This is a genomic window from Mediterraneibacter agrestimuris, from assembly GCF_943193195.1.
Classification (GTDB): Bacteria; Bacillota; Clostridia; order Lachnospirales; family Lachnospiraceae; genus Schaedlerella; species Schaedlerella agrestimuris.
The window spans coordinates 25,484-44,908 of the sequence record NZ_CALPDG010000032.1 but is presented as its reverse complement, the minus strand read 5'-3'; the positions used below and the strand labels follow the sequence as shown (position 1 = coordinate 44,908).

Below are 19,425 nucleotides of genomic sequence, written 5' to 3'. Positions count from 1 at the left end.
AGACAAAAGAAAAAATAGATTTTATCGAAAAGTGGTGCGGGAGTTCTTCTCCAGCACCAACTTTGTCTACAGTCTGAGAGGGCGATTCCATCGGAATCGCCCTCTCTCCTTATCTTTTCTTCCCTATTTTATCTCACATACAGTCCAGCTTAATCTACGTTCTCTTCTACTGTAAGATTCTGTAAATAAGTATTCACTGCATCGTAGTTGACGGATGCCACTTCCCGCTCCTGATTGGCAGTGTATGTGTCATAAGCGGAATATCCCAGCCATCCCACCAGAGCCAGCGCTGCAACTGTCAATACACACTTGCGTACTGCATTCATCACCCGCTGCTTTCTGATCATCTGCTTTCTGCCTGCCTTCTCCTTTTTATAACGGTCCACCTTTTCCTGACTCATCGTTCTAAACTCCTTCTTCTGCCGGACACAAATCCAGCGTAGTACATCTTTATCCAGTTTATCACAATTTTCCCTAAACTACAATAATAATCCCACCATCATTGGCATACATACTGCTGATGCCCGCAGTATCCATTACAAAAGAAGATTTTACCTCTATCTGTTCCAAAAGCATTCTCTGTACTTCCTTTGCACGCTCCGGACAATTACAATGTGAAATCGCCAATATCTTTTCTTTACTGTTTATCACATCCTCAGCCACATGCTTAACCATCTTTGCAAGCGCCTTTTTCATACCTCTTGCCTGACCAAGCTGGCAGATAGTCCCTTCCGGAGTTGCTCCCATCACAGGCTTGATGTTCAATGCACCCGCCATCAATGATTTCAATCCGGTGAGACGACCGTTTTTGCGAAGTGTATCCAGATTCTCCAGAACAAAATAAGTATTCTGTCCTGCAATATATGCTTCCACTGTCTCAACAACCTGGTGAAATGTCATACCGGCTTCCTCACACTCCTGAATCTTCAGAGCTATCAGTGTCTCACCGATTGAGGCAGATCTGGAATTAAATACATAAATCTGTTTCTCGCCATACTCTTCTATATATAAGCTTTTTCCTAATTCTGCACTGTTATGAGAACCACTCAGTTCTGCTGACAGTGTAACCACGTACACTCTGTCTGCATCACAATGATATTTATCCATGTACGTTTCCGGTGACGGGCAGGATGACTTGGGACACTCACTTGCTGCTGCAACTTTCGCCAGAAACGCTGTCTGGTCGAATGTATCATCATCTACAATACGCTCTCCTCCTACTTCCATACTTAGAGCGGCAGACTCAAATATTCCGCTTTTTTTCATTTCTTCCGTCAGTTCTCCGCAACTGTCAACAATAATCTTATAATCCATTTGGTTCCCTCCCAAACTACAGCTTGTATTATGTACTTCTAAATCATGTAGTTTTTAATACTACATAAAACTATACCATACTTTTCTCTGTCTGAAAAGGTTTTTTTATCTTTTTACGCCTTTCAGCTTAATCTTTCTCGAAACCCCAAGTGCCATTCCCATTTCTGTCATCAAAAAGAGAATGGAAGTACCTCCGTAACTGATAAACGGCAATGTAATCCCAGTTGTTGGAATCAGGTTAGTCACCACGGCAATATTCAGTGTAACTTGTAACGCAATATGTGCAAGAACCCCTGTTGCCAGAAGAGAACCATACAAATCCGGCGCATTTCTGGCAATAAACATCAGCCGGTATATCATCAGCCCAAACAAGAGTAGAATCACAATTGCACCGAACACGCCCAGTTCTTCACAGATAACAGTCAGGATCATATCGTTCTGCACTTCTGGAATAACCCCCAGCTTCTGTGTACTATTTCCCAGTCCTTTTCCAAAAAAGCCTCCTGAACCAATCGCATACAGACCTTGCATTACCTGAAATCCGCCATGATCCGAATGATTTTCCGGATCCAGCCATGTCAGAATACGTCTGATGCGAAAATTTTCGCTGCTGCTTGTTGCTTTCACCGCAAGAATCCCTACAAAAGCCGCAACAAACGCTGCCCCTCCCGCAATGATTACAAAAAATGGTTTCGTTTTCGGATGTATCACAAAATAAAGGATACAAGTAATTGTCATTACAATGATCGCCGTGCTTAAATTATCTGTTAAAAACATAACTCCGCCCGCCGCCGTTACACCAAAAGCAAATACACGGATGGTTCCCTCTCTGGTAGCCGCTTTATTTCCCAACCGGCATAGTTCATAAGAAATAAACATAATTACAGCAATCTTCATAATCTCTGACGGCTGCAGCGTCATCTCTCCCGGCAGCTGAATCCACCGTCTGGAACCATATGCTTCCACTCCCAGGGGTGTCTGTACAAGTGCCATCATAAACATAGCAAATATATATGCTTCAAAAGAAAATGCCCCATAAAACAGATAATCTATTCTGGATACAAAAAGCATCCATGCAAAACTAATAAGTCCGATAATTGCCTGTTTGGAAAAATACGCCATATCATTCCCAAAGTCGTTCTGTGCACTGTAAGCACTGGTGCTGTAAAGCATGACCAGTCCAAAACACATCAAAAAGACAATCACCAGCAGCAAATCATAATCAAAATATTGTGCATCCTGCACGAATATTCTGGACCAGAACCCCCGTCTCTTCTTCCTGGCTGCTGAACCAGACTGAATCTGCTGACCATTCCTTGCCACAGGCTGTGCCGCTCTGGATGGTCTGACCTCACTGCCATAAGAAACTCTAACCAGATTCCTCTGACTTTGAACGACACGTGACTTCGGCTGTACTGAACCACTATACCTTCTATTCTGTTTGCTTTCATTTTTCTGTGTCCGCTGTTTCAGCGGCTGAACAGTTCTGCTTCTCATTAAATCTCCCCTATTACTCGAAACAGTCCACCGGACTGTTTCATCGCATGCATGGCAACTCGAAACAACCCAACTGACTGTTTCATCGCATGCATGGCAACTCGAAACAACCCAACCGACTCTTTCATCATTTTATATTCATTCTCGGGTGTACCGGTTTGCCGTGCCCGAAGAAACGGTCATACCATACAAGAAAAATGTAAATCGTCCAAATCTTACGGCTGTTATCTGTCTTTTCATTCCGGTTCTTTCCATTCTTATGGTCATCCAGCATCTTTAGCAGGATCCCAGTATTAAAATACTGCTTTGCCGCATCTGACTGAAACATTTCTTTGACACGGTTATAATAAGGCTCCTCTTTCAGCCATATGCGAATCGGAATGGGAAATCCCAGTTTCTTCTTCTCGGCGGTCTTACTGCGAATCACCTTCTCAGCCGCCCCTCGCAGCGCTACCTTTGTCTTCGGCGCCCGAACTTTATAGTCAAGGGGCAGTGTCTGAGCCAGTTCCAGTACCTTCTTGTCCAAGAACGGAACACGGACTTCCAGGGAATTTGCCATTCCCATCTTATCCCCTTTCATAAGGATATCATGAACCAGCCACAGATGCAAATCTACATATTGCATCTTCGTCACCGCATCTTTATCCCTCACTCTGTCATACAGTGGCTTTGTCACTTTTTGAATTCCCGGCTGACAGCCCTTCTTTAGAATTTGATTTGCCTCTCGTTCTGTAAAAATATTTGTCGCATTTGCAAAATACCGTTCTTCCAGAGTCTTTCCATGACGCATCAAAAATCCTCTCCCCTTCATGCCACGGGGCAGACAAACCTCTGCGAATTTCCCAAGCATTTTCCTAATTCCAAGCGGAATCCTGTCAAACCCTGTATGCTGAAGCGGTTCACAGTAAATATTATAGCCTCCAAACAACTCGTCCGATCCCTCGCCTGACAGAACTACCTTTACCTTCTTCGCCGCTTCTTTGCTCAGGAAATATAAGGCAACGGCTGCCGGATCCGCTACAGGTTCGTCCATATAATACTGAATATCTGACAGATTGTCCCAGTATTCCTCCGGCGTGATCACCTTGGCGTCATTCTGCATGTGAATACTCTCGGCAAACTCCTTTGCATCCTGAATCTCACTGTATTTCCCCTCATCGAATCCAACCGTAAATGTATGATCCACCTGTCCCAAGTAAGTCAGATAACTGGAATCCACACCACTGGACAAATAAGAAGCTACCTCAACGTCACTGATTTTGTGCATTTCCACAGATTCCTTCATTACTTTTTCCACATCTTCCACAACCTCCTCGAAGGATTTCTTGGTATCTCCTGTAAAATGCGGTTCAAAGTAACGGGTAATCTCCATTTTTCCATTCTGATAAGTAAAATAATGCCCCGGCTGAAGGCAGAATACCCCTTTAAAAAAAGTTTCGTTGGTAGGCACAAACTGGAAAGACAGATAATTTCCAAGCGCCGCCTCGTTAAACACCTTATCAAATTTCGGGTGCTCCATAAAAGACTTAATCTCAGATCCGAACAACAATGTCTCATTCATCTGTGCATAATACAACGGCTTAATGCCGAAAATATCTCTTGCTGCAAACAGTTTCTTCTGCTCTATATCCCAGATAACAAAGGCATACATTCCCCGCAGACGGTCTACCAGCTTCTCGCCCCACTGCTCATACCCATGAATCAATGTCTCAGAGTCTGTATTAGACACAAACACATGCCCCGACGCCGTAAGTTCCCTGCGAAGCTCCTGAAAATTGTAGATTTCCCCGTTAAAAACAAGCACTTTACTCCTGTCTTCATTATAAAAAGGCTGGTCGCCAACCTCTGACAAATCTATAATACTCAAACGGCGGAATCCCAAAGCTGCATCTTCGTCAATGTATCTTCCCTCACTATCCGGCCCCCGGTGGACAATTGTGTCCATCATTGCCGTCAGTACCTGATTGCGGTTCTCAACTCCACCCACAAATCCTGCAAATCCACACATGTTGTTTTTCCTCCTGTTCCTACACTTCTCTCAAAATACTGTTCACAATCTTCTTTGTCTTAGGCAGCCAGAACTGTACCAATGGTCCTGTCAGAAATACAGCTACGATCGTACCCACGCCCACAGTTCCGCCAAGTACAAATCCAAGTACTACAAAAAATACGTCACATGCCATACGTACCCAGCGGAACTCAATTTTCCGAATCTTATCTGTTAAAATAATCGCAACCAGGTCATTTGGTCCGGTTCCGGCATTACTGTTGATTACAACAGACATCCCCAGTGAGAGAATCACACAGCCAGCCACCACACTGATTATTCTGACTATCATCGCTGAATCTCCATTGATATATCCACCCAGAATCCATGTAAAAAAATCAATGATCGGTCCACCGCATAGTGCACAGACAACTGTTCCCGGCTTCACATATCCTTTTGTGGTAAGAAGCATAATGATCATCAATACACAGACAACTGTCATCTGCATCATTCCCACACTTATGCCCACTCTTCTGGCAAGCCCTTGTGCAAACACTGTAAATGTATCCGTTCCCAAATCAGATAATAAAAATAAAGTGACTCCAAGATGTGCGATAGCCAGTCCGATCAACAATATAACCAGCGCTTTTGCCCAGTCTCCCATACTACGGTTCGACGTATCAGCCGCAAACTGCTTCTCATTCTTATTCTGTACTATTTTTCTTTGATTATCCTGCATTTCTCTTCCCCTTAAATTCTTGTTTATTATTAAGTTATTATATCCTGTGAAATCTTATTATGCAAATATAAATTGAAAATGTGTTTACATTTCTTCCTAAATCCAGTATAATAATTTCATTACGGGGTGTGGCTCAGTTTGGTTAGAGCGCACGGCTGGGGGCCGTGAGGTCGCAGGTTCAAATCCTGTCACCCCGATTAAAGACCTCGCAGAATTGCGAGGTTCTTTGATTATAAAGAATTGTAATAAAAAATAACATTATTTATAAATCATTTTCCCTCAGCACTCCTCTCTGATTTTATGAAAAACAGCCTGTCCACTATTACCAGACAGGCGTATTGCTCCCCGTCTTTTGTACATTTTTCTATATATAAATACCATGCGCACAACTTGAATATTCTACTGTATTATGGTAGTATATTAACGGGTAAGCTGATACTGTCAAAAGGCTTATACCACTCATATAAACTATTATGAAAGGAATCCAAGATATGAAGTCTATCAAATCAAAAATTCAAATCAGCATGCTATCAGTGGTAATAGTTGGCTCAATTCTCATCGGGGTGATCACAGCTCTTTTAAATGCCAGCGGGATTGATGATCTGATGACAAAAACTTTAGGTCCTGCCACACAAATGGCAGCAGATGCAGTGGAATGGAGGATGGACAAATACTGGACTGCTCTTGAGGAAGCCGCCGCTTCCGATATTTTCCGTGAGTCCGCCCCTGACGCTCAAAAACTGGTTTCTGTCCGTAATGACATAGCAGAACGCAACGGTTTTCTCTATACCGGAAAAATAGATACCAACGGTCTTTCCTCCACCGGCGACAATTACTCTGAGGAAGACTATTTCAAACAATGTAAAGAAACAATGAAACCTTATATCTCTGACATCATGAATGACGGCAGTCGGATGGTCTTTCTTTTAGAAGTTCCCATTATCACAAATGGTCGTTTCGATGGTATAGTTTATGGAAGCATTAATGCCGACTTTTTATCGGAAATTGTAGTGAATCTGGCTATGGGCAACGATGGCGTTGCCTATGTACTGGACAATAATGGAAATGTTATCGGTCACCGGGACCGTTCTATCGTAGAAGAGGGTTCCAACATGATAAAAGCTGCCGAGGAGAACCCTGACATGGCAGATGTGGCAGCAGTGAATCAGAGCATGATCCAGAGAGAAACTGGTTTCGGTACATACAATTTCTATGGTGACAACAAGCTTGTGGGATTCGCTCCCATTGACGGTAATCAAGAATGGAGTATTGCTATTGAAGTCAGCCAGCGGGAGTTTAAATCCACACTGGACCGGAGCATCCTGCTTACACTCCTGGTCATTGTCCTGGTCGTGATTGCTACTTTCCCTGTAGCAGTAAAAGTCGGCAAGTCTATTTCTAACCCTATCCGGAACTGTGTTATACGGTTAGAAAAGCTGGCTGACGGTGACCTACAGACCCCTACTCCCATCGTGAAATCCCGGGATGAGACTGCTGAGCTTACCAAAGCCTTGGATTCAACCATTCTCCGTTTGAATGACGTAGTACAGGATGTATCACATCATTTGGGTAAAATGGGTGAAGGGGACTTCCATGAAGAGATTACGCGTACATACTGGGGCGATTTTATAGTGATAGAAAAGTCTATCAAGGCAATCCACAGCTCATTAAGAGACACACTTCTCCAGATCAGCCAATCTGCTGAAACAGTATCAACCAGCGCCGTTCAGGTGTCCAACGGCGCACAGTCCCTGAGCCAGGGCGCTACCGAGCAGGCCAGCGCTGTTCAGGAACTTTCATCTACGGTATCCGGTATCGCAGATAATGCAAAACAAACTGCAGAAGCTGCCGCTGAAGCGGGAGAATTTGTAAACCAGGCTGATGCTCAGCTGCGCAGCAGTGTAGATTATGTCAAAGAGCTGAATAACGCTATGGAAAAAATATCAAACTCTTCTACAGAAATTGGTAAAATTATTGATGCAATTGAAAATATTGCTTTCCAGACAAACATTCTTGCACTAAACGCTGCCGTAGAAGCAGCACGGGCAGGCAGTGCCGGCAAAGGCTTTGCTGTAGTATCTGATGAAGTCCGCAACCTCGCTTCCAAGTCTGACGAAGCCGCCAAAGCTACCAAAGAACTTATTGAAAGCTCTATCGCAGCCGTCATAGAAGGTGGTCAGGTAGTAGACCAGGTAACAGAATCACTGGATAAAACAAATTCTATAGCCGAAAATGTGACAATTAAAATGAATGCCGTGGTAGAGGCTATCGAGAGCCAGACGACCGCAATTTCTCAGGTTACAGAAGGAATTGAACAGATTTCCATTGTTGTCCAAAATACTTCTACTACTTCTGTAGAAAGTGCCGCTACCTCCCAGAATTTGTCGGACCAGTCTCTGCTGATGAACAATCTAGTGCGTAAGTTCCGGCTAAAATAATCTTTAAGATAAGATATAAAAAACACAAGTCATTACAAAAGGGGCTGTCAATTTTCTTACAGCCCCTTTTGACTATAAAAAATTATTATTTCTTACAGCCACATCCCTGACGAATGTCAAATTCCGGATTGATTGCATAAAAATTCTTGCTGTCCAAATTCTCCTGAACAATCCGAAGACTTTCGCCAAACCTCTGATAATGAATAATTTCACGCTTTCTCAAGAAACGAATCGGATCGCACACCTCCGGATCCTTAACCAGACGTAAAATATTGTCATAAGTTGTACGTGCCTTCTGTTCTGCTGCCATATCTTCATGTAAATCTGTAATCGGATCTCCCTTAGATTGCAAATACGTTGCTGTCCACGGTGTTCCTCCCGCTGACTGCGGCCAGAGAGCAAGTGTATGATCTACATAATATTTATCAAAACCAGATTCTTTGATTTCTTCCGGCGAAAGGTCTTTGGTCAGCTGATAAACAATTGAGCAAATCATCTCCATGTGGGCAAGTTCTTCCGTACCTATATCGGTCAGTATGCCAGTAACCTCTTTGTATGGCATTGTATATCTTTGCGACAGATAACGCATAGATGCTGCTAACTCACCGTCTGGACCGCCAAATCGTAATAACCTATACTCCCGTTTCTATCTTCCGATGTTTAGCTTTACCATCAATGCTTCCTGCAGTAACTGCGAAAAGTTCACCCCTCTGGCAACAGCTTCTTCATTTAACCATTCCGGAATGCTGAGCGTCTTTTTAACCGCACGTGAATTATGTTTTTTTTGATACTCCAACATGTCAAACTCCACAATTACCAGAATTCCATTTTCCACATCTATTTTATTAATTTCTGTTGGTTTTGGAATGGTTTCTCCATCTTCTTTTCGACCAGTCAGACAAATTCCCAGCGCTTCTACTGCCATTTCGTATGCCTGCTGCATATCGTCACCTTCTGTTAAACACTCCGGCAAATCTGGAAACTCTACCCAGAATCCGCCTTCTTCTGCTGTGTGAAAGACTGCTGGATAAAATAATTTTCCCATATATAACACCTCTCTTTCTTTTCAGGCACGGGACTATTTAAGTCCCGCTTGTTTTAATATTGCCTGCTCTAGCCCTCTTTTCATGGCTTTGGAGTGATAAGGAACAACAACTGTTTTCCCAGTCGCCTGATTTCTCATTTTTACATGAGAACCATTTTGACTAATTTCCTCAAACCCGTTTTTCTTGAGATGTTTTATCATCTCTCTCGGTGTCATTGGCATCTTTTGTATCTCCTTTCCTTATCATCTTTACATTATATCACGTATTTTTACGTGCGTCAACGCTTATACGTGTTTTTACGTGTCATTTTCATTATTTACTGAATACATAAGCAAGCCTAAACTGCCGCATCTTATCTGCAGATAAGCAGAAATAGGATTTCACCTGTTTTTCGGTAAGTCCTGCTTCCAGCCCTAAAATAATCTCATTCAACTGCTCTTCATCAAGCCTTGCCGCATACCTCTTTATGCACTCATATATGCTTCCATTTAGGTTCCATGCTTCCGGGGTCTTATCCCCGTCTTTTCCCTGCCGCAGGATCAATACATCCTCGGGCAGCTCCCTATCCTCTCCTTTTTGTCCGTCCTGCTGCTTTTTTGCCTGCCTGAAGATCTCCTCAATCTCCCCTTCCGATATCGGCGGCTGCTTTCGCCAGTTCAGATACAAAAAGTCTTTTTCCTCTAATTCAAAGACCTTGATGGACGGATCTGTTTTTTCTGCCTGTTTATAAAAATCAAGATCTGCCTTATCAAGGAACTGGATCGGCTCCCGTGATGTAAGCGTCCGGTAAGTCATGGTCTGTTCATTATACACGACCCTGACCGGATGCTTATACCCGTCCTTCCCTGCCATTTCCTCTGATTCTTTCCATTGTTTTGTGTGAAACGGCAGCGCTTTATAGTCATACACCGGATATTGCCCCTCTATAAAAAGGATACAATTCTTACGCGGCATTCTTTTTACTTCTCCCGGGGTCATCAATACTCTTCCTGCACGGCTGTTTCTTAAACTGGAACTGCCATGGGCTCCCATTGATGTGTCATCGTCCCTTTTGTCTATGGTCATTTCACCGAGCATATCCGATATGTATTTGTGTGTATTATAAGCAGTTGGCCCGGAACCCATGTAGATCACTGCGGCACAGTTTTCATTAAAGATCTCCCACTTATCCTGTGGGAATATTGTCTTAATCTGTGAAATTGACTGCAGCATTGGGATAATGGACATATTTCTGCTCCGGATTGTCCCCATCAGTTTTTCCGTATCCCGCGGCTTTGGCCCCGCATAGAACTCATCCGCCCATAACCTTACATGGATCGGAAGCGACCCATGGCATTTAAAATCCGCAATCCGGATCAGCACATCAAACATCTGTGTATAAAACATGGATATGAAAAAATTGAATGACGGGTCATTATCCGGCATTACAAGAAACAGCGCCGTTTTCCTGTTTGGATTTCCGTCTATGCCAAGCCCGAGGGCTGGGATGTCAATATCGTCATCTTCTAAGATCCGTTTCATGGATGCTGTTTCACATAGCCTAAACATAGCGTTTACCATAATGATAATACTTCTTACAGTCTCAGTCGCGCCCTCTTTTAACTTCCTGTAATCCCGGACAGGCGGATAATCGTTCCCATATATCGAAGCCAGCCTGTCCATTTCTTCCTGAAGCGCTGTTGTCCCTTCTTCGTCTGTCTGTTTGGATTCCATATTGACGAGCCGCAGTATATTATTCATCGTCGGTTTCCGCTTTCCCTCCTTTGCCTCCAGCCACTCATGATAAAACATAGCCTGCAGATACAGGGCTACGCCGTCGTCCCAGAAGGGATCTCCTTTCATGGCATCCGGCGGCTTCACAGCAATCTGTATATTCGTGATCAGCCTGATCAGGTCCGTCTCCTTTTCAATATAGGCAAATGGGTTATACCGGTCTGATTCCTCCGGATTGATTAAATTTAAGGCCCTTACCGTAATCCCCTGTGCTTTTAGATAATTCCCGTGTTTTCGCAGCAGGTCGCCCTTAATATCAAGGATTACGTTTGTACAGCAGCCCATCAGCAGGTTCCTTGTCAGTACAGAGGTTGTTTTGTAAGAACCGGAGCCGCCCAGTACCAGCATATTCATATTCGACAGCGCGTCGAATCCAATCGCGATATTTTCACTTAAGTAGGTATTCCGCATCGGGTCGGGATCTTTCAGCCTTTTCCCCAGCGCCTTCACGTCTGCCCATTCCTCTGTTCCATTTTCTTTCCCAAAATGGAAATTCCGGTAATAATTCAAAAACCATGCCGTGAACATGATCCAAGCCAATAACGCGGCTCCCATAAACGGCAGTGTATTCTTGTTCCAGTACAGCCGGAACGGGTGCGTAACAATATAAAGCAATTTTTCCTGATAATTAAGCAGTGTCACTCCCGGCATCAGAAACAGTCCGCACAGATAGTATGTCGCGGCCAGCAGGAAAACCAGGAATGTCAGCAGGATCCCCCACGGGGTTTTCTTCCTTTCTATCATTATCGTCCCCCCTTACTTCACTTTCAAAGGCGGCGCCGGCGCCTTTGACGGGATGCCTTTTTGCACGTTTTCTACCGGCTTATCAATTCCTATCTGTATCTTATTTCTATGCGCAAATTTTTGGTTCACCGGGTTATAGCTTTTTTGGAACAGCTCCGCGCCGGTAGAACGTTCCATAACAGGTATTGGTTTTCCGTTCCGGTCCAGTACAAGCGGTTTCTCATTCTTTTCAAGGAATGCGAGGTACGTCTGCCCGTTATCCGTCTGAAATACCTGTTCGGTCGGAACGAGCAGTATTTGTTCACTTTCAAGATACGTTCCCGGGATCCTGCTTGCAAACATTCCTCTTTCTACCAGTTTTTTCTGCTGCTCTTCGCCAAGGGACATATTATCCACCAGGGTATCACGGTTGATTGAAATCTCCTGATACCCCTTATCCGCCTTAAATTTCTCATAAGCCTCATCTGTTTCACTTTTTATTCCTGTTTCCTGTGAACGCACACTGTTTTCAATCACTCCCGGCTCTTTTCCTTCATATTTCTCATTCGCTTTTTTTAACTCCTCGCCTGCTGTGTCAATATACTGTTCTTCTGTCAGTTCCCCGGTCCTGGTATAGTCTTTCATTTCGACCACTTTCATATCCTTCACCTCTTCGCCGGCATTAAAACAGTCTTCCTTATATTTTTCATACCAGTACTGCAGCTTATCCAGGTCCGTATTGGCAGCTATTAAATGTATATCCCCGTCCCCAACATGCAGATCCGGTAATATGGCATAATTTATTCCCAGTGTTTTAAAGTCCTGTTCAAAAAATTTTTCTTTTCCTTCAAGGGGGACACTTACAATGGAAACCTGGCCTTCTGTAAAAGCCTTTAAATTCTCTAATTCTTTTTCTCCTCCCTGCATTTTAGATGCCAGGTAACTTTCATACCATGCCGCGAATTTTTCTTTATCCTCTTCATAAACTGCCAGCTGCTGGAAGGAATCCTGTTCATTTAGGTCAGGCATTACAGTAAAACGGATTCCCAATTCCCGGAGTTTGTCCAGTTCCTTTGAAAAGTCACTCTGACCAAGCCAGGCAAGTCCGTTCTTTTTATCTACCGGTATGTTCACCAGCTTATATTTTCCGCCAGTCGCTTTCAGAAATTCCTGAAAATCTTTAAATTCGCCCTTATTTAACTTATGCTCCTTCACCATCCTTGCCAGAAAAACAACCATCATGACTGTACCGGCAGCACCAATCTTAAAAAACGGGTCCATCAACAATGATGTTCTTTTTACACTCATCAGTATCTTATCTCTTTCTATGCTCTCTTCTCTGCTCTCCATACTCAAACCCTCTCTTTTTATAATTTCGGTGTACGTGCAACATAACCTTTTTCCTTCCATGCTTGTGCTGTGATTCCGTCCTGCAATGGTTTATGTCCGAACATTGCCGTTGTCCCGGCTTTTCTTTCTTCCAAGCCTAATTCCTTTGCTCCCTTCTCCCCCTTTTCCGTATAGATATAGTCTCCTCTCACATCCTCCATTTTGTTCAGATTTTCTACCAGTTCACTTGCCGTGTCCGGATCACTGATCCGTAATTCCTTTCCGTCTGGCAGACGCACCGTATTCCCTGTCTTCCGGTCATCGATCACATAATACTCCTGTTTTCCTTCCCTCTCCGGCTCTTTTTTCGGAAGCGGAAGATTGTGTTCCATCATAAAATCTTCAAAAAAAGCGATATCCTCACGGATGTCCATTGTCTTTTGCTGTACATCATTTAAAACCTCCAAGATCCCTTCCCCGCTTTTTTGCTGCCGTCCAAAGCGGGCTGCTTCCTCCTCCGCTTTTTCAGATATTCTTGCATCCCCTTTTTCTTCAATCTCCATTGATGCTTCCTCCTGTTTTTTATACTCTTTTTCCGGAATCAGTTCCGCTTTATATTCCAGGTAATTTGCCGCCTCTTCTGCCTGTTGGACAGCTTTTACAAGCGTATCCGGTTGTTCCCGGATAGCCTTGACCCAGCTCTGCACATATGCCTTATGGTTATCGATATGTGACTGGTCCTGCTCCATCTGAAGATTCACGGATACGAAACAGGAACTTATTTCTGCCACCAGTTCCTCAAAAGCATACGTTTCCGTTCCAAAACCGTATCCCATATTACGGTTCAGCCGGTGGGCTGCCCCCGATGCGTGGGACAGCTCATGAAGCGCAGTAGAATTGTAGGCATAATCCGTATAAAAATACTCCGGCTCCGGCAGATGGATCTTATCTTCTGACGGTCTGTAAAAAGCATGGTATCCGCCATCATTTATAATTTCAACTTCCATATTTTTTGCTATCCGCCCGACCAGTTCATCCGGGTTTATATCACGTCTCTCCGGCTCCGGCATAGCCGGGATCCCCTGTATCAGGTCCGCATTGAATACTGTGGAATACCGTGCCCGGAGTTTGTACCTCGCCTTATCCGGTTCCCGTTTCCGGTATTCTTCCCATGTGACCGCTTTCCCCTCCTTATGGTCCCACATAAACCAGTATTCTACTTTTACACCCTGTCCTTTTGCATTTTTCAGCCTCCATCCCTGCTCCTCTATCTGCTTAAATGTTGCCCAGCGGGAGTCCTTATACCCCCGTTCCATGGCAATAAGGGAAAGGTGGAACAGGTTGAGTCCTTTATATCCGTGTCCGCTCTTCGCATTCATCGGACGCCCCATTTTTTCCCATTCTTTTTTCCAGTCCAGCTGCTTCTCCTCAAGAAGGTTTAAAAACTCTTCTGCTATCTTTTCCCTATACTCTTTCGTTTTCTGCGTCATCTTCTGTTTCCTCCATAAGCTCTTCTATTGTTATCGTTTCCTCATCAATAAATATGATCATGTCTGCTCCTTTCCGTTTTCTCGTAAGATCTTCTGATATTCTTCCAGTACTGCTTCTTTTATGTTCTGCTGCATTGCGGCGCTTGTTCCATAGACTGCGTCCTGCCATTTTCCTGATGCCGTTTGAAACTGCGGCATATTGACAAAATACCCTTTCTCGCCGCGTTTGATTGTGATCCCGTGGATGGATACGCCGCAGGTTTTTATACTGGCGACCGCGCAGATCACAGCCCGCCCCTGTACTTTTTGGGGGACCGGCACAACCGCCTCCACTTCTACAGGCGGGAGATACAGATCCCTGGTGATCTCCCTTTTTAATGCTTCCCCGACCGCTTCCTGAATCTGCTCCCTCACCTCTCCCTCCAGGGTAAGTACGTTACGCCACTCCCCCTTTTTCAGGAGCCTCGGGTAACTGATAAATATTTTTTCTTCCCCGTCCGGACCGGTATATTTCCGTACAAAGACAGTAAACCGTATGCAGTCCCCGACCGTGACCGTTCCGTAAGCTATTACATTTTCCTGGCTGCTCAAATGCATATCCGCCTGGATATCATGCATCTTTCCCCCTCCTTCCATCACCGCCGGATCCTTTGAGCTCCCTCAGCCGCTGCATTACTTCTACAGATAATCCGGGCGCGGCGATCACTTCAATCTCTTTCACGCTCATCCCCTCTTCCAGACATTTCAAAAAATACTCTTTCTGCTCCGGACGGTATTCATCACTCCTGATGTAATGGTGGATAAAATGTTTTGTGTCCATGCCGCGGATCATTTTTGCAAAAAATCCTTTCTCTTTTTCGTTTCTGCCGGCAGGCTCCTTACTTTCCGTACCGGCCTGTTCCATTACCGGCGCGCGGTCTGGTCCGGATTCATTTTCTTTAACCGGACTATGTTTTGTCTGCTGCTTCTGCTGCATGGTTTCAATCTGCTCCTGAAGCATCTGGATCAGCTGGTCCTTGGCGTGTATCGCTGTTTCCTGCGCCTGTGTCTGCTTTTTCAGCGCTTCTTCCAGCCCCCGTTCAATGAACGACCTTGTTTCCCTGCTGGCAGCGCAGACAGAAGTAACCTCCTCCCTCATCTGCTCTACCCGCTGCTCCAGATCCCCCATATCTGTCCACAGATTTTTCAGGAAATCTTTTCTTGCTTTCTTGATCTTTGTAACTGATGCGTTTCCCTCAGCCAGTGTCCGGATCTGTTCTGCCGGCATCCCGTCCAGCCCGCATACATACAGCCATTCCCTGATATGCCATTCCTTGATATTTTGTAAAATATCAAGGACATCCTTATTTACTTTCATTGACCGCGCAATGGATACCTGATGGTTCCTTACCCGTTCTTCCTGGTTCATCTCTTCATCCATATCTGGTCTTCACTCCTTCCCGCTGTTTTTTTATTTGCCGGCTTCTTGAGGGGTATGACATACATATCCGGTCCTTCCCTTTTAATATGCCGGATGATCCTTTTCTCTTTCCGGAGCGATGCCAGTTCGTCATTCACCTTTTTAAACTGCTCACTGACAGCGCCTGCCGGTTCAGGAAGTTTTTCTTCTAAAACATCCATCCGGTCAAGGATCTCCTCGAATCGGTCATCATTCTCCGGAACCTTAAGCAGCTCCTTTTTAAGGTCCTGGTATTCTAAATACGCTTCATCCGTATGTAACAGATAGTAGCCCTGCCGGAAATCTTTCATTTCCTGTTCCAGGTTTTTCAGCATGTTTTCCCGCTGCTGCAGGTCCTTTTCATTCCGGATCCCGTTCCTTATCAGGTAACAGCAGTCTTCATGCAGCCGGTTGATCTGCAGCAGGTTCCTTCTGATCTCTCTCTGGTCCACTGCGTATGGATTCTTTAACCAGTTCCTTGTTTTGTGCCATTTCCTCACATGGCGCGCCTGATATCTGGACAGACTGCGGTATGGTTTTTTTAAGGGTCGCGCGCAGAAAAAGGATTTTTTTATCCGCGGGGATTTTTCCATATGGAAGAACCTTTTTTCTGCCCCGATCCTCTTTTTTATATTCTCCAGCTTATAATTTTCTCCCAGCTTATCATCCCTCCATGCCCGTTTCTGTCCCGGGGCAAGGAATGATAACTGCCCCCTTCCTTTCTTCCGGGAATAGCCTTCTTTCACCGTATAGCCCATACGTTCCATATTCTGCTTAAACGCGTCATATGTTTCGGAATCCGAAACCGCGTAATCAATGTCTGCCCGGATGATCTGCTTCCAATTTTTCCTGCCCTCTTTTTCTGCCATATGTTGTGCGTAAGAACATCCCTTTCTGTTTTCCCGGTCATATTCTAATTTTTTCAGATTGTATTTTTCACAGATCTTATCCGTCACCGGCTGGATATATTTCTCCCAGTCGCCGCGTTCATATCTGTATTTATATCCGTTCACCCTGTTCACGGAATTGAATACGATATGTCCGTGCGCATGCTCCTGGTCATCATGGACTGCAAACACAAAATCATAGTTTTCTCCCAGATATTCTTCACAGAATTCTTTCATAACCTGATATGCCATCCCCGTATCTATTTCTCCCGGTTTCCAGCTGAGTACAAAGTGGTACCCCTGTCTTCCGTCCCGTTTCCCCCATGCGTCTTTCGTGTCCGTCATAGCCTGGTATACCTCTTCATATTCGGTTCCGGCATTTCCTCCGACCATCAGGCCGCCTTGTGTTTTCTCCGGATTCAGGATGTACTTAATGGAGTTCGCAAGATGTCCGGAAGAACCCCGGCTGTCAGCCTTAATATTCAGGAGTTTTGTAATTGCCATTCTCTTCCACCACCTGCAGCAGTTCCGCAAACTGCGTCTCAATTTTTGCCAGTTCCACTTTCAGTTCTTCCACTGCGGACATGGGGTCTGGATATCCGTATCCTGCATTGATTTTTTTCGCGACCTGATTGATATTAACTCCGATTTTCCGCACCTGGTACGCCAGCTGTTTTAATTCCCGGTTTAGGTTTACCGTCATCTTTCCGGATTCATTCAGTGCGCATTTCCGGATATATCCTGATAAATTTTTCTTCCCATTCCGGTACAGGGTTTCACAATCCCGTTCCGCCTTTTCTGTCAAAAGCCGGTACTCCTGTTTTGTCAGGCGGACGCCTACAATGTAAGACCTGTCTATCAATCCACTCACCCCTTACTACAGATCTGTATTACGTTCGAGCTGCTCCCTGCGCCTTACGATCTGTTCCCTTTGTTCTCCCATGACCTGCTTGAGTATCTGGAGATTTTCTTCATTGATCTCTCCAAAATTCTCTTCAATCACTTCTACGATCTTCCGTTTATTTTCTGCTTCCTTCTGCGCCATTTCCAGTTCCAGGGCGGCAGATAATTTCTTCCTTTTTTCCAGCAGCTCCCTTCTTTTTTCCTCGTTCCTCTTCAATTCGTTATCAAGTTTTTCCAATTGTTCCTTTAACGTCATCCTTTACATCCTCCTACAATTTTTCTTCATAAAATCCGTCCGGCAGCGGCGGTTCCCTGTGTATCGTTCCTTCTTCTTTTTTACCTGCCAGAAATCCCAGGACCCTCTCCAGATTTTTTTCAATCCCGGATATTTTCCGCAGTACTTCATCCTCCTTTTTTTCTTTCTCTGCCTCCAGTATCCTTGCTTCCACAAAATCATTTGCGGCCGGATATTTTGCGCGGTCCCTCTGCGCCACCGCTTCCAGCGCGGCATCCGACAGGCGGTATGTTCTTGCTGTCTTTGCCATCCTCTCACCTCCTATTCCTTTCCCCGGATATGGAAAAAGCACCCGCCTTTTTGCAGATGCTTTTTCTGTACATTCCTGTATTGATTCTGGTTTCACAGGCTTTTCCGGCAGCTGGATCCCTGTTTCTGACTGTATTGCAGTTGTATTTCTGCTGTATTGCTGTCTGTATTCCACCTGACTGAACCTGTATTGCAATTATATTTCCGCTGTATTGCTGTCTGTATTTCACCTGACTGAATCCGTATTGCAATCGTATTTCTGCCGTATTGCAATCTGTATTGCTTGTATATTGCTGATTGTATTTCTCTTGCCGGAAAAACGTATTGTACTTTGTATTGCAAATCCCGTAAGGGATTTGGCAAGATACGCGCCATGTTTAACATGGCGCAGATCTTGTTAGGGGAAAGCCCCTAAGACCCCTGTCATATCATATAAAAATCCTCCCCTGTCCCTTACGGGCCGGGAGGGTCATACAGCCAGGCTTCTACTGCCTGGCCGGTTCCTGACAACGGACAGCGCCCATTTGTCAACCAGTTCTTCCAGCTTCGCTGCCGTGTCCTGGTGGTCCTGGACGTAACGGTACGCGTCCTCCAGGATGTTGTCCAGAACGGTCAGTGTTTCTGGAAAAGATTCTTCTTTATCCGCCCTCTCCTTTAAAATATTTGTGAGGCTTTTCTTTAGTTCGATCTCTGAACTTTTTGCGAATATCCCCGGTTTGCTCAGGCACATGCATTCCATATAGAACCGCTCATATTCATATTCCAATTTACTTTTGATTACTTCGCTGTGCATTTATCCCTCCTGGTCATTCATGAAACTCAATCCGTCTTTTTGTTTTATAATAATCCATCGTGATCTTTTTCTGTGCCTCCTCCGGCTGGATGCCGTTTCCTCCATCATTAAAGACCAGATGACAGTCTATGGAGTATTTATCTTCTGAAAAATAAATCCACATCGGGTCATAAAACACTGCCCCCGCCGCGCTTGCGTATCCGTTTTCAGATGTCCACTTCAAAAGTTCTTTCTCCACGCTTTCTCTTTCAATTTCCAGGACCGAAATGATCCCTTCTGATAATCCTTTTAGGTCCATTTTGGATTCCGTTTCCTGTTTCATTTCCTCCGCTTCTCCTTCCTTTGTACTTACTTCCGTTTCCTCTTTTTCCCCATATTTTTCTTCGGGGCTTTTTGTCATGATAATGGGGTCAGATATTTTTGGCGTTTCCGTCTGCCCTGTTTTTACGCAGCCAGTCATCAAAACCATGCACCCCATTGCCAGCATGGTTCCCATTGATATTTTTTTCTTTTTCACTGCGCGT

Annotated in this window: 19 protein-coding genes, 1 tRNA gene and 1 pseudogene; 2 read left to right on the top strand and 19 right to left on the bottom strand. The window is 44.6% G+C overall.

The annotated features are described in order from the left end of the window. Window positions 1-149 precede the first annotated feature (149 nt). The 5 genes from NFS18_RS13920 to NFS18_RS13900 all read right to left on the bottom strand — a co-directional run bounded on the left by NFS18_RS13920 (window position 150) and on the right by NFS18_RS13900 (window position 5,537). Window positions 150-401, bottom strand: coding sequence for a hypothetical protein (locus tag NFS18_RS13920; RefSeq protein ID WP_251391202.1), 252 nt, complete (start codon window positions 399-401; stop codon window positions 150-152). A 73-nt stretch (window positions 402-474) separates the two neighbouring features. Next, entirely contained in the window at window positions 475-1,314 is an 840-nt protein-coding gene (locus NFS18_RS13915; RefSeq protein ID WP_251391200.1) for a DegV family protein, read from the bottom strand. Window positions 1,315-1,419: 105 nt separating this feature from the next. After that, window positions 1,420-2,811, bottom strand: coding sequence for an FtsW/RodA/SpoVE family cell cycle protein (locus NFS18_RS13910; RefSeq protein ID WP_251391198.1), 1,392 nt, complete (start codon window positions 2,809-2,811; stop codon window positions 1,420-1,422). A 127-nt stretch (window positions 2,812-2,938) separates the two neighbouring features. Beyond that, on the bottom strand, window positions 2,939-4,819 hold the full coding sequence (gene asnB, locus NFS18_RS13905; protein ID WP_251391196.1) for an asparagine synthase (glutamine-hydrolyzing): 1,881 nt from the start codon (window positions 4,817-4,819) through the stop codon (window positions 2,939-2,941). 19 nt (window positions 4,820-4,838) lie between these two features. Next, window positions 4,839-5,537 carry a YczE/YyaS/YitT family protein gene (locus NFS18_RS13900; RefSeq protein WP_251391194.1) on the bottom strand — a complete coding sequence of 233 codons (699 nt, stop codon included), beginning with the start codon at window positions 5,535-5,537 and terminating at the stop codon, window positions 4,839-4,841. A gap of 122 nt (window positions 5,538-5,659) precedes the next feature. Here NFS18_RS13900 and NFS18_RS13895 point away from each other — a divergent pair. Further along, a tRNA-Pro gene (locus NFS18_RS13895) sits at window positions 5,660-5,734 on the top strand. Window positions 5,735-6,028: 294 nt separating this feature from the next. Then, window positions 6,029-7,975 (top strand): methyl-accepting chemotaxis protein, encoded by a 1,947-nt coding sequence (locus NFS18_RS13890; RefSeq protein ID WP_251391192.1) that lies wholly within the window; start codon window positions 6,029-6,031, stop codon window positions 7,973-7,975. Between the two features lie 85 nt (window positions 7,976-8,060). Here the strand turns inward: NFS18_RS13890 and NFS18_RS13885 are convergent. The 14 genes and pseudogenes from NFS18_RS13885 to NFS18_RS13820 form a co-directional block, all read right to left on the bottom strand. Beyond that, a pseudogene (locus NFS18_RS13885) lies at window positions 8,061-8,600 on the bottom strand (manganese catalase family protein); the annotation flags it as partial. A 21-nt stretch (window positions 8,601-8,621) separates the two neighbouring features. Then, window positions 8,622-9,020: a type II toxin-antitoxin system HicB family antitoxin gene (locus tag NFS18_RS13880; protein WP_251391190.1), complete on the bottom strand. Its 399-nt coding sequence runs from the start codon at window positions 9,018-9,020 to the stop codon at window positions 8,622-8,624. Window positions 9,021-9,053: 33 nt separating this feature from the next. Then, complete coding sequence (locus NFS18_RS13875; RefSeq protein ID WP_251391188.1) at window positions 9,054-9,242, bottom strand: type II toxin-antitoxin system HicA family toxin; 189 nt, start codon at window positions 9,240-9,242, stop codon at window positions 9,054-9,056. A 91-nt stretch (window positions 9,243-9,333) separates the two neighbouring features. Then, entirely contained in the window at window positions 9,334-11,538 is a 2,205-nt protein-coding gene (locus NFS18_RS13870; protein ID WP_251391186.1) for a VirD4-like conjugal transfer protein, CD1115 family, read from the bottom strand. Between the two features lie 12 nt (window positions 11,539-11,550). Then, window positions 11,551-12,867: a DUF3801 domain-containing protein gene (locus tag NFS18_RS13865; RefSeq protein WP_251391184.1), complete on the bottom strand. Its 1,317-nt coding sequence runs from the start codon at window positions 12,865-12,867 to the stop codon at window positions 11,551-11,553. A gap of 17 nt (window positions 12,868-12,884) precedes the next feature. Then, on the bottom strand, window positions 12,885-14,336 hold the full coding sequence (locus tag NFS18_RS13860; protein WP_251391182.1) for an ArdC family protein: 1,452 nt from the start codon (window positions 14,334-14,336) through the stop codon (window positions 12,885-12,887). Window positions 14,337-14,393: 57 nt separating this feature from the next. Further along, window positions 14,394-14,954 (bottom strand): septation protein SpoVG family protein, encoded by a 561-nt coding sequence (locus NFS18_RS13855; protein ID WP_251391173.1) that lies wholly within the window; start codon window positions 14,952-14,954, stop codon window positions 14,394-14,396. Then, window positions 14,947-15,756, bottom strand: a complete 810-nt coding sequence (locus tag NFS18_RS13850; RefSeq protein ID WP_251391170.1) for a hypothetical protein — start codon at window positions 15,754-15,756, stop codon at window positions 14,947-14,949. Before NFS18_RS13850 ends, NFS18_RS13855 begins: the two co-directional genes overlap by 8 nt. After that, window positions 15,741-17,165, bottom strand: coding sequence for a relaxase/mobilization nuclease domain-containing protein (locus NFS18_RS13845; protein WP_251391168.1), 1,425 nt, complete (start codon window positions 17,163-17,165; stop codon window positions 15,741-15,743). The genes NFS18_RS13850 and NFS18_RS13845 overlap by 16 nt, the downstream gene beginning before the upstream one ends. Further along, window positions 17,137-17,523, bottom strand: coding sequence for a plasmid mobilization protein (locus tag NFS18_RS13840; RefSeq protein WP_251391157.1), 387 nt, complete (start codon window positions 17,521-17,523; stop codon window positions 17,137-17,139). The genes NFS18_RS13845 and NFS18_RS13840 overlap by 29 nt, the downstream gene beginning before the upstream one ends. Window positions 17,524-17,538: 15 nt before the next feature. Then, entirely contained in the window at window positions 17,539-17,820 is a 282-nt protein-coding gene (locus NFS18_RS13835) for a hypothetical protein (protein ID WP_251391154.1), read from the bottom strand. Window positions 17,821-17,833: 13 nt separating this feature from the next. Continuing rightward, complete coding sequence (locus tag NFS18_RS13830; RefSeq protein ID WP_251391152.1) at window positions 17,834-18,109, bottom strand: hypothetical protein; 276 nt, start codon at window positions 18,107-18,109, stop codon at window positions 17,834-17,836. A 468-nt stretch (window positions 18,110-18,577) separates the two neighbouring features. Beyond that, window positions 18,578-18,901 (bottom strand): hypothetical protein, encoded by a 324-nt coding sequence (locus NFS18_RS13825; RefSeq protein ID WP_251391150.1) that lies wholly within the window; start codon window positions 18,899-18,901, stop codon window positions 18,578-18,580. Between the two features lie 13 nt (window positions 18,902-18,914). Next, window positions 18,915-19,418, bottom strand: coding sequence for a hypothetical protein (locus NFS18_RS13820; RefSeq protein WP_251391148.1), 504 nt, complete (start codon window positions 19,416-19,418; stop codon window positions 18,915-18,917). Window positions 19,419-19,425: the final 7 nt, after the last annotated feature.

What these genes read in the sequence shown, in the direction of transcription:
- NFS18_RS13920 (WP_251391202.1), bottom strand. Translation starts at nt 401, where the DNA reads ATGAGTCAGGAAAAGGTGGACCGTTATAAAAAGGAGAAGGCAGGCAGA.
- NFS18_RS13915 (WP_251391200.1), bottom strand. Translation starts at nt 1,314, where the DNA reads ATGGATTATAAGATTATTGTTGACAGTTGCGGAGAACTGACGGAAGAA.
- NFS18_RS13910 (WP_251391198.1), bottom strand. Translation starts at nt 2,811, where the DNA reads ATGAGAAGCAGAACTGTTCAGCCGCTGAAACAGCGGACACAGAAAAAT.
- asnB (WP_251391196.1), bottom strand. Translation starts at nt 4,819, where the DNA reads ATGTGTGGATTTGCAGGATTTGTGGGTGGAGTTGAGAACCGCAATCAG.
- NFS18_RS13900 (WP_251391194.1), bottom strand. Translation starts at nt 5,537, where the DNA reads ATGCAGGATAATCAAAGAAAAATAGTACAGAATAAGAATGAGAAGCAG.
- NFS18_RS13890 (WP_251391192.1), top strand. Translation starts at nt 6,029, where the DNA reads ATGAAGTCTATCAAATCAAAAATTCAAATCAGCATGCTATCAGTGGTA.
- NFS18_RS13880 (WP_251391190.1), bottom strand. Translation starts at nt 9,020, where the DNA reads ATGGGAAAATTATTTTATCCAGCAGTCTTTCACACAGCAGAAGAAGGC.
- NFS18_RS13875 (WP_251391188.1), bottom strand. Translation starts at nt 9,242, where the DNA reads ATGCCAATGACACCGAGAGAGATGATAAAACATCTCAAGAAAAACGGG.
- NFS18_RS13870 (WP_251391186.1), bottom strand. Translation starts at nt 11,538, where the DNA reads ATGATAGAAAGGAAGAAAACCCCGTGGGGGATCCTGCTGACATTCCTG.
- NFS18_RS13865 (WP_251391184.1), bottom strand. Translation starts at nt 12,867, where the DNA reads ATGGAGAGCAGAGAAGAGAGCATAGAAAGAGATAAGATACTGATGAGT.
- NFS18_RS13860 (WP_251391182.1), bottom strand. Translation starts at nt 14,336, where the DNA reads ATGACGCAGAAAACGAAAGAGTATAGGGAAAAGATAGCAGAAGAGTTT.
- NFS18_RS13855 (WP_251391173.1), bottom strand. Translation starts at nt 14,954, where the DNA reads ATGCATGATATCCAGGCGGATATGCATTTGAGCAGCCAGGAAAATGTA.
- NFS18_RS13850 (WP_251391170.1), bottom strand. Translation starts at nt 15,756, where the DNA reads ATGGATGAAGAGATGAACCAGGAAGAACGGGTAAGGAACCATCAGGTA.
- NFS18_RS13845 (WP_251391168.1), bottom strand. Translation starts at nt 17,165, where the DNA reads ATGGCAATTACAAAACTCCTGAATATTAAGGCTGACAGCCGGGGTTCT.
- NFS18_RS13835 (WP_251391154.1), bottom strand. Translation starts at nt 17,820, where the DNA reads ATGACGTTAAAGGAACAATTGGAAAAACTTGATAACGAATTGAAGAGG.
- NFS18_RS13830 (WP_251391152.1), bottom strand. Translation starts at nt 18,109, where the DNA reads ATGGCAAAGACAGCAAGAACATACCGCCTGTCGGATGCCGCGCTGGAA.
- NFS18_RS13825 (WP_251391150.1), bottom strand. Translation starts at nt 18,901, where the DNA reads ATGCACAGCGAAGTAATCAAAAGTAAATTGGAATATGAATATGAGCGG.